Here is a 15,143-nt window from a genome sequence, read left to right as displayed (position 1 = left end):
GCGATCGCCCCCGTATCGATGGGGTAGGCACAGGGGCACTACCCCTACAAATCTGTATTAATGATTTGGACGTGCTATATGACAGGTTAACGGGACTTATTTCTATTATTTCTAGGATATGTTAAACTAAGCAAAGCTTAAACAACTAAATAGGAAAGTTTGCTATGCTTGCCAAATTAACGGCTGAAAACCAGCTTACTCTACCTAAAAGTATAACTCAAGCTATCGGGGCGGCTGAATATTTTGAGGTTAAGGTAGAAGGTGGACAAATTATTCTGACTCCAGTAAAAATTCAAGGGGCTGATTCTGTACGCGCTAAGTTAGGAGCGTTAAATGTGAATGAACAGGATATTACTGATGCCGTGGAGTGGGCGCGTCAGTTATGATTGAGCATCCACGAGTGGTAATTGATACAAATTTAGTGTTGTCAGCGTTAGTGTTTGGGGGCCGACTGTCCAGATTGCGCCTTGCATGGCAGAATAATCGCTTTATTCCTTTAGCTTCTGAAGTTACGATCTCTGAGTTAGTTCGGGTGCTTACTTACCCAAAGTTCAAACTCACAAACTCTGAGCAGGAAGATTTACTGTCAGACTATCTGCCGTTTTGTGATACTGTGCTGATGCCCGATACTTTGCCTGTAGTTCCTGAATGTCGAGATCCTTTTGATATCCCTTTTTTGCTGTTAGCTGTTGTCGGTCAGGCTAATTATTTGGTGACAGGTGATGGTGATTTACTGTGCCTTTCAGATAAATTTTCTTGCCCAATTTTAACAGTTGATGAGTTTTTAACGGTTATTAATTATCAATCACTCTAATTTTCCCTGGGGATAGGGTGGATCGTTGCGTACCTATATAATATCAGGTTCGGTTAAATAGATCTAATTCCTGTAGGGGTTCCCCTCACCACATTGGTGTCAACTTAAGCCTGACAGCCTTGATAAATCTCGTTTTTACCTGAGTCCAGATCCCCCTAAATCCCCCTTAAGAAGGGGGACTTTAAGAAAACTCCTGTCCCCCCCTTCTTAAGGGGGGCTAGGGGGGATCTAGGCTTAATAGTCAAATAGCATTCTGTGGCTGGGTTTGACGTTAAGTTGACACCAATCCCCTCACCAATAATAATTGCCGAAAACCGACAATCTCATAAACCCACCCGGCCGGTGACGATCAGCAATTAACCGAGCTTGATATAATTGAGAAACGCTATAATTGATTGCGTGTGTTATACTTTATAAGTCAAAATATTTAGGAAATTGCCTAAATGCCTTATAGCCAATTTACTATCGAACAAATCAAGTCATCGTTTGGAATACGGCTATCCGAAAAAGTCGGAATATTTGGAAATATTCCCGAAGCTAGCTACAGCAATTTTTTATCCGAAACCCTAGATTATAATATTCCACTAGCTTTAGCAATTAACTCGGAAAAATCTCGTTCTGAACTGATTGTCATGCCAATACTAATTGAGCTCAGAAAACAATTCTCCAATCAAATTGCTCTATTTTCTGGCAAAGACTTTACTGTAGATTCGCAAAAAGGTTTAAACGGATTTTGCGATTTTCTGATTAGCAAATCGCCAGAGCAGCTAATCATAGAAGCACCAGTTATTGCTCTAGTAGAAGCAAAAAATGACAATATAGAAACAGGCTTAGGTCAATGTATGGCAGAAATGATTGCTGCTCAGTTATTTAACCATCAAAAAGGAAATGAAGTTCAAAAAGTTTATGGAGTCATCACAACTGGTAGCCTCTGGAAATTTATGCAACTAGAAGATCAAACTATCACCATTGATTTAAATGAATACTTTTTAGGTAACGTAGGGAAAATAGTCGGGATTCTTAGAAGCTTGATTGAAACTGAAGAAATGTAAGGCTATCAGGATTGCGCCCAGGAACCATAGCAATAGGGATATTTAGGGCGAAATTTCGCTCAGAATTCCATCCCATTCAGGGGTGGGAGTGTCAACAAAGCATACTCTGATGAATAATATCGTTTCCGGTTACATCGGTATTGTATGATATTAAATTTTGTAGGGGCGGGCGATGCCCTGAGCGTAGTCGAAGGGTTTACCAGCAATAATTGCCCATAATAGACAATATAGTAAACCCGCCCCCGCGCATATAAGTCCGATGCTACCGGATTTGATACAATTTGTGCCACACCTTGTTGCACAAATACATTTGAGTAGTTGAAGCGGAATTAAATGCGATCTCACCGGAAACAGAGGATTGAATTTTATATTTTTAAGCTGTCTAATTCAAATAAGGCTATCTTCTCTGCTTTTGCATGAGCGATCGCCTCTTTATTCTCATGCTCTAATCCAATTTTCCCATGAAGCCGGGGGATTAAAACTTCCCACTGGATTTCGCTTAACTGTCCAATTAGTGAAATTTCCGGCCCCTCAGAAACGTCTAAATCTTCTTCCATCAAAAGGTTCATCGCAACACTGGATAAAAGCAGGTGGGCATCTTCTTCAGAAATGTTGCTGTTGTCTATTAGGAGAGTTATGTTACTTTTGTCTGGGTGAGTTGCGATCGCAATCAGGACAGCACCCAATTCCTCGTACAGTGATTCTTCTGATTGACTCCAATCTGGAAATACAATCAGGTTAACTTCTCTTAACCTCAAATTTTCAGTGAGAGCATTTGCCTGGTAGTTGCTAAAGAACTGTTGGAATAGCGCCTGCATTTGAGCCGAGTAAGAGCGACTGTCCAAAAATCTCGGCTTTCTCTGCATTTTTTGCTTGATTTGCTCGCTCGTTTTTTCCCGCAACTGTGAGTTAAGTGCCAAAGCAACTGCTAGCTGAATATAGGCTTCTTCGCTGTTAGCGATTAAGTTAGTTACTTCGAGTTCTCGTAACAGTGAAGAACCCAGGCGATAACGAGCAGATTCTCCTTCCTTGACAACCGTCGCTAAACCAGCCTCCAACGGATCGATCAGCGAAGCCATGCCAGAGGAGGGGTAAGAATCTAAATATATATCAGCATTTTTTAAACATTCCTTAATATCAGCACGATTCGGTAATGGCTCAAGGAATCTTAACTGATTCTCATTTAAACCGTGGTTCTCTAGCACCTGCAAAAAACGGTCTTTAAACGCTTTTCCTGAAGAGTTAAGTGTTATGTTATCATTCAATAAATATAACACTAGAATCGAGTTAGGCACCCTAGCAAGAATTTGCGCCCAAGCTGCTTGTACTTCTGGAAGAATTTTGTCAAAATCAACCCCCGAAATGTAAACTACCGAATTCTGGGCAATTCCTAAACTTTCTCGGCTAATACTTGTTGTCACGAGGAGTTGCTCTTCAGTGGCAAAATCGAAGCACAGAGACGGCCCTTCCACCATCACTAAGGTCTCTGTATAGTGTTCTTGAGCGCCATTTTCTAGCTCAGTCAGTTTACCTGAGATAAAGTAATCTACATTACTCATACCAGTAGTCCCAGTTGAGTTCCTACCCACTACTTGAACTCGTGCCAAACGATGCAAGGAAAGTAATGTAATTAAATTGGTTTGTGATGTTATGTCGGAAGCAATGAAAATGAGATCGAGGTCGTCATCGCGAATAGTCTTCACCTGATTATACAGGTCTTCAGGAAGTTGTACTGCTGCATCAGCATGGCCTGAACAGTACCTTTCAATCCGGTGTCCACTAGCTTGGGTAGAATAGAGAATTATTTCAAATAAATCTCTATTTAAGTGTTTATAAACTGACAAAGTGGCAAATGTCTCTGGATTTGGCTCAAATTTATTCACAATAATACCCAAGCGGATTTTACTCCTAGCTGGTATTCGCGCTGGAAAATCATACTCTAGTTGATACCCCTGGCTCCGCAAAGAAAATTCCATGATATCGGCTCGTTTTTTGTAAATTTCCTTCAAATTTTCTGGACTAAAATCCATAAAAAACTTGACATTCAGGGTGAAAAGGAGAGCTAGTTCTTGGGAATTTGTTGCCGTGGGGTTGCTAAAAATGTAAGTGTGGAGAGTATTGATTACTTTTCGCAAGTGGTGAGAGTATTCCTCTGATTCACCCATTTCTTTAAACGAAATGGGAGCTTCTAAGATAAATTTTATATAATTGTTAAGTAGCCACTGGGGAATTCGGGAGAGGTCATACTGCAACGGTAACTGATGGGGATAGATGTATAGCATCGCTACCAGTAAATTCTGAATAGCTTTTGTCTCATTCAATTCAGTAGACATATTTACCATTAACTCCTGTACCAGATTTTTTTCGGTCTTTGTGATAGCTTGGTCAATCGTGCAAGAAGAGAGAATTCTTATTATAATATCCTGCTGGGGGATATCCTCCAGTTCCTCCCTAGTTAAATTCAACCACACATTAGCCATTTTACTTCGCAAATATGATGAATCTCCACTAAAAACAATTTTTTGAATGAATTCATCTACTTGAGGGTCACGGCTGATAGACAAAGGATGCCTTAAAGGAAATTCTAGGGGCTGTACCAGCGTATTAGCTAATAAGCTGTCCACATTGATTGTATTTGTAGAATCAGGATTATCAAATCCTATATTAGAAACTAAATTAATTTCAGGAATAATTGTGAAACCATTTTGGAGCCAGCAAGCGAATTTCCAGCGAAATGCCCAGGAATTAATATAGCCATCATAGGTAGCCTGAAATGTTTTTGTCCACCGTTCTGCCACTTGAGAATCTTGTAAAAATTCTGCTAGCCAGTTCCGATCTCGACGTTCTGGCCATTGCTTCATTTCAAAGTCAAAGTGCTGCCAAGCACGCCGCCAAGTTGCCCATCCCCAGCAGTCGATGTAGCGAGTGAAATAGTAACTATCATTATTCGGTTTCCATCCAAATAAAAAATTTGTGCCTGCTATCACCATAATTTGCGGGTTGTGGCGGTAGTATTCGAGGAGTTCCTCACAAAACCGAAAAAATGTTGCGTCTGGCAAACAGTCATCTTCTAGAATAATAGCTTCTTCTACTGTTTTAAATACCCAATCTAAGCCAGTCGCCACGCGATGCTTCAAGCCTAGGTTTACATCCGAGTAATTTTTCAAGACTTCGCAATCCCAATCTACACCCTCAATAATTTGACGGGTAGCTTCACACTTCTCTGATTCACCCAATTTATCTGGGCGTGGACCATCAGCAATTACCAATAGTTGAGAGGGTTTGACTTGCCTAATTGCTTCAAATACCTTTGCAGTGGTATCAGGGCGCTTAAATATAATTAAGCATACAGGGGTTTTTAACTGCCAGTTGGTCATGGGCTACTCTCCTCATCATTTAACTTTCCTCGGCTTCTGCTGGGGTTTCTATTCAACTATTATTCGCGGAAATAGCAGGAATTGCTATCCCTCTAATAGTGCTTTGAATAGAAACTTCTGGCAAAAGCGGTGAAACTTCCTTTGCTATTTCTCTTAAAGTCTGAAGATAGGGAGCATAGATATCTCGAAAAATGACGCGATCGCTAAATCGTTTGACTTTAAAATCTGGGTTGAGACCAGAAAGCTCAAACTCCTGCTTGTAATGATTAAACCCGTGAAAGTGGAAAAATATGAGAGGTTTCTCATCTATCCACACCCGATTTCCATCACCATAAATTTGGTAATTGTTAGTATTCCAATGAGCTACGTTGGCTCCCTTGTGTTGCAAGACTACCACGCCGGGAAAACGAGTTGGCCAGTCATCTAAGTATTTTTGATCGGCAAATCGATCGCCTTCTGGTCGATCGTAACACCATTCAATACATCGTTCCCGCCACCATTGCAGACAGCTTAAACCATTTGCGTCGCGTCGAAACGACTCCCACCCCACATTGTAAATTCCAAATACTTTTAATTCGAGGCGTTCTGGTGAGAAACGGTGTTCAATAATTCCGACTGATTGCTCACCCAGTTCTTCATAAATTGGTTCTACACTAGAATAAAAGAAAAGATCCGAGTCAAGATAGGTGATTAAATCGACTTCGGGGTAATTTCTGAAGATGAATAAGGGCAAAGACGGAGTACATGTGAAGTAATATTCAACCAGGGTGCGGTTTTGCTTGGCAGCGATCAGGGCTTCATCTCCCCGCTCAAATTCTTCGAGAGCAATCAAGTGGATATCTGGTAGATCCAACTCCGAAAGAACGTCATAACAAGTTTTGCTCAAGCACAACACCCACCATTTAAATTCGGGACAATGCTGCTTCAATGAGCGATAAAGTGCCAGTCCTCTTGGCAGGTAGCGATGATCGAAATAACTGCAATAGTAGTACATTATGCCTTGTTCGCTATTTTTTGATACCACGAAATAATCTTTTCACTCACATACTGAACCTGCTCGTTGCTCAATTGAGGATACATCGGTAAGCTCAAAATCTCCCGTCCTATTTGTTCTGTCACTTCTAGTCCCCTGCCAGCGATCGCTACCCTCCCGTGATAAGCAGGTTGTAAGTGAACTGGCAATGGGTAGTGAATCAAAGTGCCAATTGAATTATCCTTTAAAAAGGCTCTGAGGTCATCCCTCTTTTTGTCGCGCACAACATATTGATGGTATACATGATCGATATTCCCACATTTTTGGGGCAGTTTCAGAGGGGTATTGAAAAGCAAAGTATCATAGTGGTGAGCAACTTGCTGCCTCCGGTAATTCTCTTCATCAAGGTGTGCCAGCTTCACGCGCAAAATCGCTGCTTGCACCTCATCTAAGCGGGTATTCATGCCGGGAATATCGCTGATATAGCGATCGCGCCAGCCATATTGTTGCAAACTCCGCACTTTTTCTGCTAATGAAGCATGATTCGTAACGACAGCACCGCCATCCCCCAAAGCTCCCAGGTTTTTTGTTGGGTAGAAACTAAAAGTCCCTAAGTCTCCCCAGATGCCTGTTTTGCGCCCCTCAATTGTTGCGCCATGAGATTGAGCGCAGTCTTCAATCACATACAACTCGTGGCGGCGGGCAATCTCTACAATTGCTGGCATATCCGCTGGATGGCCGTAGAGGTGAACGGGGATAACAGCTTTGAGATTACCTAGAGATGAGTTTTGGCGAGTTTGGGCGATCGCTTCCTCTAGATAATTCGGCTCCATTGTGAAAGTAACTGGGTCAACGTCCACGAGTACAGGCGTCGCCCCCGTTAGTTCGATCGCTGCAACTGTTGCTACCGCAGTATGAGATACTGTAATCACAGCATCCCCGCTGCCAATGCCACAGGCACGCAGCGCTATTTCTAGAGCATCTGTACCGTTACCAACTCCTATGCAATGACTCGCGCTCATATAAGCAGCGAATTCTTGCTCGAAAGCTTCAACTTCTCGACCGAGAATGTACCACCCGCTGTCTAGCACTCGGTGAATCGCTGCATCAATTTCCGCCTTGTGAGCCTGGTAATTAGCTTTGGGATTGGATTGGAAAATGACAGTTTCGTTGGCCATAATTCATAAATAATGCGGTAGATGTTCCCGATAAAAAGCGATCGTCCGGCTTAGTCCTTCTAGTAAAGAAACTTTGGGTTTCCATCCCAACAGTTCGCGAATCAATCTATCGTCTGCATAGTAATCCCCGATATCAATCAGTTTGCGTTCCGCTGGAAAAGAACGAACTGTGAATTCTCCGCCCCCATTAGCTTTAATCAACAATTCTGCTGTATCCTTCAGGCTAATCACGCAATCGGCGCCCAGATTAAAAGCTTGCCCTTTGGCTTCCTCACTAGCCGCTACTATTAGCATGGCATCTACAGCATCATCTACATAGGTAAAATCTCGTAATTGCTCACCTCCCCAAACTTCAAAAGGTTTGCCTTCAACTAGCAAGCGAATCCAGATGCCTAAGAAGGTTTGACGAGCATCTTTGACTCGCATCCGGGAACCGTAGGTGTTGGTTAACCGCAGAGCGCAGGAGCGAATGCCGTAAACATTATTATAGAGAATATGATACCATTCTCCAGCCATTTTATTGATGCCATTGACATCTACGGGGCGCAGTAGGTGGTTTTCATCTACCGGCAAATAATCAGGCTTGCCGTAAAGCTGCCTGGTACTGGCAAAAACTACCTGAATATCGGGGTTGTATTTGCGGCAAGCTTCTAAAATGGACAGTTGCGATCGGCAGTTAATCTCCAAGTCAGTATAGGGGTCGTGCATCGAATCCAAATGGCTGGTTTGCCCAGCTAAGTTGAATAAATAATCTTGCCCTTGCACTAAATAGCGCATACTGTATTCATCGCGAACATCGGAGATATTGACTTTTACTTTGTCTTCAATACCAGCGATGTTGAAGATATTACCACCGTATTCAGGGATAAGGCTATCTACCACTAACACTTCGGCCCCTATTTCTATCAAACGTCTAGCTAGATTACTGCCAATAAAACCTAATCCACCCGTGATCAAAACCTTCCGTTCTTTAAAAAGTGCGTCAATCATTTTTCTGTGCCTCGCGGACGAAACAAAAACCCTCTACCTTCTCCAGGCTCGGGTGCTCCTGGCACTGGAAACCCCTCTGCAATTATAAATTCCCGCACTAATTCCATTTTCCCCCTATTCATGTAATTCAAAAACTCTCCTCGATTCAAAAACCAACCCAAATATTCTGTTCCGTATCCATATTGATACGGTCTTTGTAACACGACAAAAGAATCTACTTTGTGGACAATTGGGAGGCGAGTTATGTAAAGATATGAACGGCTCACCGCCTCTAACTGACTTACGACTCCCTGCCAATTTTCAGAATATTGCAGAGATGAGCTTGCCACAACTAAATCGTAACTTTGTTCAAAGCACTCACTGTCATCGTCATAAAACTTGGCTTCTGGCAAAAGTTCACGACCCGCTTGGCAAAGCATAGACACCTCTTTGCAGTGATAGTCAATTTCTACATCAGGCAATAAAGCTTTACTGAGTAGGTAATACTCTCCAAGACCCCCTCCCCAATCGAGTATAGAAATGCGTTCTTTTCTCTGAGTCGTCAAAGCTAACACATAGGCATAAGCCATGTAGGTGTTGTGAGTTCCATAGTTTTTTGCTACAGGTTTATCCATCTGAAGCAATTCCTGAAATCTTGACCAATTTGCTTTGCGGATTTCTAAAATACTTTCAACATTCCAACCCTTCACTTTTAAATTGTTTTTAGCCCATTTTTGGGGAATATACTCCCATTCAGGAAGTGAATAACATTGGCGTTGTTCCTCTAGGATTTGTTCAATAAAAATTATTTCTTTTTCCGTCAGGGGTTGCTCTTTAATAGCGCTGGAAGCTAAGTTTTGAGAAATCTTCGCTAGTTCAGCTAAGTAAATATTTGGCAAATGCTCGGCTGGCAAATTCAGCAACACATCTGCTATTTGCCGGCGACTTTTTTGCAGATACGCAATTGTTGAATCACTATCTAAAGATGTTCGCGTTTGTTCAACACAATTGGATATTTTAACAGCAATTTTTTCAATCTCAATTAATCTATTAGCTATTTCATTCCCAGATTCACGATTCGGCAAGGGATAAGTGACCCCTGTTGTAGTAGCGAATTCTCCTTTAGTTAAAGTGACAAAAACTGAAATTATTTCTTGAGGTTTTAGAGTATGAATATCTAATATTCCTGCACTAGCCGGAATAGAGAGCCTCCAATCACACTCTAATACTGTGAAGCCAGCTTCTTTACTCAAAAAGCGCAAACCCTCTGGCGAATAACGCCAGTAGTCACGAGGAGATGGATGGTAGGGGAATAAAAATACAGTTGAAATCACTAATAAACTATTCGGCTTCATTATTTCGTAAAAAGCACGAAATACCTCAAGGGGATTTTCTATGTGTTCAATGACATTGAGGCAGACAGCCGTCCCGAAGAAGTTGATGTATTTTTGAGGTAGAGCCTCTATTGCGGGATCGCCCTTTTCAGGATTTAAAATTAAATAACTTGGATCTATATGGTCAAAAGGTCTTTGCCTCAAGCCGACATATCTAGCAGACTGGTCTCCTGTTTTAATCGTTAAGTCATAATCAGCAATCGTAGGTTTTTCCAGTCCACCTAAATCTACAAAAGGTTTTCTTAGTCCATATTTTTGTACTTGTTCTGTTACTAGTTTTATATCATCCCAAAACATTTTTTATTTCCTTGTTTAACGTAATAACTACCATCTATTAGCACTACTAATTTAAAATTTTATCTAGCATTGGATTATTTTGTCAAAAAATGGTAGATAAACTTTTAGGGAAAATTTCACGCTTTATTTCACTATTCAGGAATATTTCATGTATTTTTCCTATTTTTACAAAATAAGTAATTGCTAGTTGATCTGCGGATAAATTAAGCAAAAGTTCTGCCAATTGTTGGCGTGCTTGCTGAAGGTTATTAATCGAAATTTGAGTTCGTTCTTGGCGATACGCTTTGACGCAGTTATAAATATTATCTATTACCTTTGATATTTCTGTTTCCAGTGAAGGAAAGGCAACATAATTTTCATAAAAAGATTGCGAATCGGTCGCGAGATCGCCAAGGCTGCCATCGCTCTGAATCTGATGAGCCTCATATCCATTTTCACTCAGTACGTCAAAAGTATCTTTAGCTTTACGGCTCAAACCCTCTAACATTTTTTGAGAAATTTCAAACTGGATAAAATGAATTGCTTTTTTTTTGAGAAGTTCAACTGCTCCTTTTAAAACATCACTTTCACAGCCTTCTACATCTATTTTTAAATAATCAATAGTTTCTATTTTGTTTTGCTGACAAAATCTATCAAGAGTAATTGCTTCAACTATTTCTGTACGAACAATAGGTACATAGGCTGCGTGATTTTCAGGATCTAGCATTTTGGGAAAGCCAAGGCTATTCCAAGATGAGTATTCTTCTGGGAATTCATTCAATTCTATTTGCTTATTTTCCGAGAAAATAGCTTTTTTAAAAGCATAAATATTAGAGCAATTAAAATTTTGAAATCGACTCAATAGTTGCCTAAATGTACTAGATGTAGGTTCAAATGAGTACACTTTCCCATATTTGCCAACAAGTTGACTTAGAAAAATTGAATAGTTGCCAATATTGGCTCCTACATCAAACACAGTCATGCCTGACGAAACAAGATTTTTTACTAGCAACTGCTCCTTGATTTCCGTAGAAAAATAAAAGCTGCTTTGATATAGGTCATTCATAGGATTTATACCCAACTAGCACGATTAGCCTCACAAGCCAAAACTTAGCGATCGCTCCTTCCCCTACTTCTGCGCCTTCGCCTGCCCCAACAATATCTTATAATCAGCTCTGTCAGGATGCAGCTTGACCAACTTCTCCAAAGGCTCGATCGCCCCCACCTTATTATTCATCTGCAACCGCACATTTGCCAACCCCTCCAGAGCAGTCTGATTCTGCGGTTCCCGCTGCAAAACGGTTACATATCCCCGTTCCTGGGCCGCCACCAAAGACTCCTGGGAAACAACCACCGCAGCCGGCTTTTGCTGGTGCTGGCTGCTCAAACCGCTGCTGAACAGACTTACAATACCAAAAATTGCCGAACCACCAAACGAAACCATCGATACTAACGCAGAAATTTGCTTAACTCGATCTCTCCAATGAACGGGACTATTACTAGATTTTTTCTGCGTACTTTCCATCGCTAATCCTTTGTCTAGACTGTTTCCAGGCACTCACCAAGCACCTGTATCTAGAATGCCCAAGTTCGATCGCAAAACGATCGCCCTACCCAAAAAATACGCGCGTGCGAAGCTATCCCGAAGGGAATCGCCCTTAATTTTAACGCAAGTGCGATCGAACTCCAAAGCCGCATCCGCGATCGAATTAATCAACACGCACCGCGTTAGCAAATCGAAATCATAGAGGCCGAGAAACCGGGTTTTTTTACAAAAATAGTTGGTTGTGACCCTAAGATGCGGTAAAAAACCCGGTTTCTTTGGTCGGAGCGCGTCCAGGACTGAATTATCCTATAATTTTACAAAGACGCGCCCGGACGCAGTAGAGCAAATACTGCATCCAGACGGCTTCTCCAAGGTTGTCAACCCAACACAGGGAGCAATACAATTATGCCAAACAATCCAAACTGGTTGCGTTACGATCCAGACGAAGACAAATCTCGACACGCAGCAGCCGACGAAGCTTGTTGCTATGAGATGCAAAGAAAATATGGTTGGAAACTACTTGACATAGAGGAAATTGATACAAATGGTCTAGAAGTTGATTGTGTTTTTCGAGGCCAAACAGAGTTTCCCAAATCATTCTACGACACTGAAAGAGAGGACGACGATGCATAAATACATTATTTTCAGAGCAGAACCGAGAACTCCTGGGTGGAAAGATCGAAAATTCCAGCACACTCAATCATTGACTCGCATTTTAGCCGAACACTTTGACTCTTCTAATGACCAAATTCCTGAAGTTGGCTATCGTCCCCCAGAGTTTGTGCGCGTAGAAGCAGAACACGATCCAGATAGGCACGGTTACAGCACTCATTACCGCACCAGCGATTGGGAAGTGGCGCGAGTTGAGACTTATACTCCCGATATTCCGATCGGTGAATTTGATATGGTAGTAATCTGCTATTGCCAATATTCCCCGATCGATGCTCCACTAAAACCGATGCCAGAACGTCAAGTTTCGATCGATTCCTTTGGAGGTGACAAAGAAGCTTATCAACGTTGGTTGGAGTCTCAAAAAAGCAAAGAATATACTGAAGTGTAAATGAGATAGAGTCCAGTAATAATATACCTGAGAAATAAGAGTGCGATCGTCTTGAAGTGCGATCGCACCCTATATCTTTAGGCGTTATCCTGCGATAATTCTCCAAACTGCGATCGATAACGCTCTAACAAAGCTTCGAGTTCATTCGCACGTTGACTTTCAGCCTCAGCCCGTTGCCGTTCTGCTTGCAAAGCTGAAGCCAATTCATCGGGAATCAATAATTTCTCCCCATTATCTTCCCGATAAAACCCAATCAATTTTCCTTCTATTTCTAACCGCAGTTGCAATACCTCGCTGCGACTATCTCTAATTAATTCATACCCATCTTCTCCCAATCGATACCCACGCCATTGTTCAGGAATCCATTCACCTCTAGGGTCAAACAACCAATATTCCTGAACTTCTATCCCCTCATACAAGTCTTTTTTATAGATTATATCTTCCGACTTTGTACCGGGTGATGTGATTTCAAAAATCGCTTTCGGCACTTGACCTTCTTCCCAGATTTTGTAATTATCTCTGCCACCTGGTTCTACATCAAAAATCACCATGACATCAGGTGCTACGCGCAATTTGGAAAAACCTTGAGCGTAGTATAAAAATTGGTTTGCTAAAACAGTAGCTCGACGGTCAGCCAGGTATTGTTTTAAGACTTCTAAAGTGGTTAAAATTGCGTAAAGATGGTCGTAAGTTTCTGCCACTGGTTCTCCATCAGCGCTCGGGTATATAATTTCAGAATTTTTGAGGGTGGTAACGACTGCTGTCATGGTCGTGCTTCCTGTGAGTTGTAGACTTATTATAAACTTTTTTCCTGCAACTATCGATCGCCCCTCCTCAAAAAATTGGTGAAGCGAAGCTATCCCAAAGGGAATCGCCCTCTTAATTTTAACGCAAGTGCGATCGCCCGTTAAAACTCCAACGCCGCATCACCGATCGAATTCATCAACACGCATCGGTTAGCAAATCGAAATCCAACTCAGGTACTAACTTGCTGTGGCTTGTGCGATCGTCACCGCAAAAGTTATTCTATAATTCTGCAAAGACGCGCCCGGACAGCGATATTTATACTGCGTCCGGATCGATACCCTGACTTCTTAAATAAGCTGCAAGTCGATCGGCCCGCTGTTGTTCCTGTTGTACCCTTTGTTGTTCCTGTTCCACCTTTTCTGTACCCCACAACAACAAATTGCCATTCTCATCCCACCAGCGCAACCAATAACCCCTCCTCTGAGATTTTTCACCTTCCCAAACCCCCAAAAATAATCCCATTGATTCTATCCAAAATCGACCGTTGGCATCCGCCTCTTGCAATTCGTACTGTCCCGAAACCAAGCGGTATACTTCCAATTCTCCCGATTTAGGATCGAAAATTACATACACCGGTACTTGCAAGATTCGCTCGTAAAATCGCCACTTTCCGTAAGGATATGTCGGTTTAATTGAATATTCACTGCCGTCAGTATCTGATAGAAATTCCATCACTACTGCTGGCACTTCTCCCTCCGCATTGGGACTATAACTGCGACGAACTTCTCCCGGTTCGGCTGGCAATACTGATGGCACGTACACCCAATCCGGTGCTTTTACTATTGTTTTGTCATTAACTTTGGCGCACAGTCCAAAATTGGAAGCTATCAGCATTGATGCGAGGATAAATCCGGCAAGTTCTAAGGATTCTCGCAAGGCGGCTGCTAGCAGTGGTTGGTCGATGTTTTCCACAGGATCGTCTGGTAATTTGAAGTCTTCTGGCAATTTTTCCCAAGTTATAGTGTACTTGGTTTTGGTTTCGGGTGGTTTCGATAGTGTTTGGGTCATGGTTTTTCCTGATTATTCATTAATAATTCCTGCGTCAAACACCTGTTGTGCCGTTAAGTTTAACTCGGCAAAAGCAGCCGATTTAATGCGATCGCCTCCTCTGAACTGCGTTAATTCATACTCTCCCTCAACCAATAGATAAACCGAAATTGTAGGTTGTTTGGGATTGCCGATGTAGCGTCTTCCACCCAATCCCAAATAATCGACAATCCAGTATTCAAAAATGCCCATTTCTTCATAATCCCGCAGTTTGGTGAGATAATCAGTTTGCCAGTTATTGCTAACAACTTGTACTGCCAAACGCACCGACGAACCCATTGTAATAATCGATTCTGCTGCCCAACGCGGTTCATTTATCACTTGCTGGCGATCGATAACGATGACATCTGGCTCATATCCTGACTCGTCGCGATCTGGCTTAAGGACGCATTCTTTGGGAAGGAAATAAGGCAATCGAGCAGCGCGGCACAAAATGCCGGCTTCTATGTTGATAAATCCAGAGACTTCTGAATGTTGACCAGTTCCTTTGGGCATTTCAACAATTACTCCATCGTGCAGTTCGTAGCGGCGTTCTGAATTCTCAGGATACCACGCAATGAATTCGTCAAATGTTACTAATTTTGTTAAGGCTTGAACCATGTCGATCGCTCCTTGATTCTAATTTATATTTAATTTTACTCTATTTTAAA

General features: G+C 41.9%; 16 protein-coding genes. 5 read left to right on the top strand and 11 right to left on the bottom strand.

What is annotated here, in order from left to right:
* Positions 1–164 precede the first annotated feature (164 nt).
* From AAFP14_RS00885 to AAFP14_RS00875, 3 genes are all read left to right on the top strand, one after another.
* Positions 165–386 carry an AbrB/MazE/SpoVT family DNA-binding domain-containing protein gene (locus AAFP14_RS00885; protein WP_275526507.1) on the top strand — a complete coding sequence of 74 codons (222 nt, stop codon included), beginning with the start codon at positions 165–167 and terminating at the stop codon, positions 384–386.
* Between the two features lie 14 nt (positions 387–400).
* Entirely contained in the window at positions 401–814 is a 414-nt protein-coding gene (locus tag AAFP14_RS00880; RefSeq protein WP_341730462.1) for a putative toxin-antitoxin system toxin component, PIN family, read from the top strand.
* 443 nt (positions 815–1,257) lie between these two features.
* Positions 1,258–1,866 (top strand): hypothetical protein, encoded by a 609-nt coding sequence (locus AAFP14_RS00875; protein WP_341730461.1) that lies wholly within the window; start codon positions 1,258–1,260, stop codon positions 1,864–1,866.
* A gap of 365 nt (positions 1,867–2,231) precedes the next feature.
* Here the strand turns inward: AAFP14_RS00875 and AAFP14_RS00870 are convergent, their stop codons facing one another.
* The 8 genes from AAFP14_RS00870 to AAFP14_RS00835 form a co-directional block, all read right to left on the bottom strand.
* Positions 2,232–5,243 carry an O-linked N-acetylglucosamine transferase family protein gene (locus AAFP14_RS00870; protein WP_341730460.1) on the bottom strand — a complete coding sequence of 1,004 codons (3,012 nt, stop codon included), beginning with the start codon at positions 5,241–5,243 and terminating at the stop codon, positions 2,232–2,234.
* 52 nt (positions 5,244–5,295) lie between these two features.
* Positions 5,296–6,267, bottom strand: coding sequence for a hypothetical protein (locus AAFP14_RS00865; protein ID WP_341730459.1), 972 nt, complete (start codon positions 6,265–6,267; stop codon positions 5,296–5,298).
* Positions 6,237–7,394, bottom strand: a complete 1,158-nt coding sequence (locus AAFP14_RS00860; RefSeq protein ID WP_341730458.1) for a DegT/DnrJ/EryC1/StrS family aminotransferase — start codon at positions 7,392–7,394, stop codon at positions 6,237–6,239. The genes AAFP14_RS00865 and AAFP14_RS00860 overlap by 31 nt, the downstream gene beginning before the upstream one ends.
* A 3-nt stretch (positions 7,395–7,397) precedes the next feature.
* Positions 7,398–8,384: an NAD-dependent epimerase/dehydratase family protein gene (locus AAFP14_RS00855; RefSeq protein WP_341730457.1), complete on the bottom strand. Its 987-nt coding sequence runs from the start codon at positions 8,382–8,384 to the stop codon at positions 7,398–7,400.
* Positions 8,381–10,054, bottom strand: a complete 1,674-nt coding sequence (locus AAFP14_RS00850) for a methyltransferase, TIGR04325 family (protein WP_341730456.1) — start codon at positions 10,052–10,054, stop codon at positions 8,381–8,383. The genes AAFP14_RS00855 and AAFP14_RS00850 overlap by 4 nt, the downstream gene beginning before the upstream one ends.
* A gap of 82 nt (positions 10,055–10,136) precedes the next feature.
* Complete coding sequence (locus AAFP14_RS00845) at positions 10,137–11,099, bottom strand: FkbM family methyltransferase (RefSeq protein WP_341730455.1); 963 nt, start codon at positions 11,097–11,099, stop codon at positions 10,137–10,139.
* Positions 11,100–11,162: 63 nt separating this feature from the next.
* Positions 11,163–11,591 (bottom strand): tetratricopeptide repeat protein, encoded by a 429-nt coding sequence (locus tag AAFP14_RS00840; protein ID WP_341730454.1) that lies wholly within the window; start codon positions 11,589–11,591, stop codon positions 11,163–11,165.
* Positions 11,592–11,750: a hypothetical protein gene (locus AAFP14_RS00835; RefSeq protein WP_341730453.1), complete on the bottom strand. Its 159-nt coding sequence runs from the start codon at positions 11,748–11,750 to the stop codon at positions 11,592–11,594.
* Positions 11,751–11,984: 234 nt separating this feature from the next.
* Here AAFP14_RS00835 and AAFP14_RS00830 point away from each other — a divergent pair, with 234 nt between their 5' ends.
* Both AAFP14_RS00830 and AAFP14_RS00825 read left to right on the top strand, forming a co-directional pair.
* A complete protein-coding gene (locus AAFP14_RS00830; protein ID WP_333056238.1) occupies positions 11,985–12,212 on the top strand; it encodes a hypothetical protein in 228 nt (75 codons plus the stop codon).
* Complete coding sequence (locus AAFP14_RS00825; RefSeq protein ID WP_341730452.1) at positions 12,205–12,639, top strand: hypothetical protein; 435 nt, start codon at positions 12,205–12,207, stop codon at positions 12,637–12,639. Before AAFP14_RS00830 ends, AAFP14_RS00825 begins: the two co-directional genes overlap by 8 nt.
* 77 nt (positions 12,640–12,716) lie before the next feature.
* Here AAFP14_RS00825 and AAFP14_RS00820 read toward each other — a convergent pair whose 3' ends face one another.
* The 3 genes from AAFP14_RS00820 to AAFP14_RS00810 form a co-directional block, all read right to left on the bottom strand.
* Positions 12,717–13,406, bottom strand: coding sequence for a Uma2 family endonuclease (locus AAFP14_RS00820; RefSeq protein ID WP_341730451.1), 690 nt, complete (start codon positions 13,404–13,406; stop codon positions 12,717–12,719).
* A gap of 295 nt (positions 13,407–13,701) precedes the next feature.
* Positions 13,702–14,454: a Uma2 family endonuclease gene (locus AAFP14_RS00815; protein ID WP_341730450.1), complete on the bottom strand. Its 753-nt coding sequence runs from the start codon at positions 14,452–14,454 to the stop codon at positions 13,702–13,704.
* Positions 14,455–14,466: 12 nt separating this feature from the next.
* Positions 14,467–15,093, bottom strand: a complete 627-nt coding sequence (locus tag AAFP14_RS00810; RefSeq protein ID WP_341730449.1) for a Uma2 family endonuclease — start codon at positions 15,091–15,093, stop codon at positions 14,467–14,469.
* Positions 15,094–15,143 lie beyond the last annotated feature (50 nt).

This window comes from Microcoleus sp. EPA2, assembly GCA_020882975.1.
Classification (GTDB): domain Bacteria; phylum Cyanobacteriota; class Cyanobacteriia; order Cyanobacteriales; family Microcoleaceae; genus Microcoleus.
This window is presented reverse-complemented; position numbering and strand designations above follow the sequence as displayed.

What these genes read in the sequence shown, in the direction of transcription:
- AAFP14_RS00885 (WP_275526507.1), top strand. Translation starts at nt 165, where the DNA reads ATGCTTGCCAAATTAACGGCTGAAAACCAGCTTACTCTACCTAAAAGT.
- AAFP14_RS00875 (WP_341730461.1), top strand. Translation starts at nt 1,258, where the DNA reads ATGCCTTATAGCCAATTTACTATCGAACAAATCAAGTCATCGTTTGGA.
- AAFP14_RS00870 (WP_341730460.1), bottom strand. Translation starts at nt 5,243, where the DNA reads ATGACCAACTGGCAGTTAAAAACCCCTGTATGCTTAATTATATTTAAG.
- AAFP14_RS00860 (WP_341730458.1), bottom strand. Translation starts at nt 7,394, where the DNA reads ATGGCCAACGAAACTGTCATTTTCCAATCCAATCCCAAAGCTAATTAC.
- AAFP14_RS00855 (WP_341730457.1), bottom strand. Translation starts at nt 8,384, where the DNA reads ATGATTGACGCACTTTTTAAAGAACGGAAGGTTTTGATCACGGGTGGA.
- AAFP14_RS00850 (WP_341730456.1), bottom strand. Translation starts at nt 10,054, where the DNA reads ATGTTTTGGGATGATATAAAACTAGTAACAGAACAAGTACAAAAATAT.
- AAFP14_RS00845 (WP_341730455.1), bottom strand. Translation starts at nt 11,099, where the DNA reads ATGAATGACCTATATCAAAGCAGCTTTTATTTTTCTACGGAAATCAAG.
- AAFP14_RS00830 (WP_333056238.1), top strand. Translation starts at nt 11,985, where the DNA reads ATGCCAAACAATCCAAACTGGTTGCGTTACGATCCAGACGAAGACAAA.
- AAFP14_RS00825 (WP_341730452.1), top strand. Translation starts at nt 12,205, where the DNA reads ATGCATAAATACATTATTTTCAGAGCAGAACCGAGAACTCCTGGGTGG.
- AAFP14_RS00820 (WP_341730451.1), bottom strand. Translation starts at nt 13,406, where the DNA reads ATGACAGCAGTCGTTACCACCCTCAAAAATTCTGAAATTATATACCCG.
- AAFP14_RS00815 (WP_341730450.1), bottom strand. Translation starts at nt 14,454, where the DNA reads ATGACCCAAACACTATCGAAACCACCCGAAACCAAAACCAAGTACACT.
- AAFP14_RS00810 (WP_341730449.1), bottom strand. Translation starts at nt 15,093, where the DNA reads ATGGTTCAAGCCTTAACAAAATTAGTAACATTTGACGAATTCATTGCG.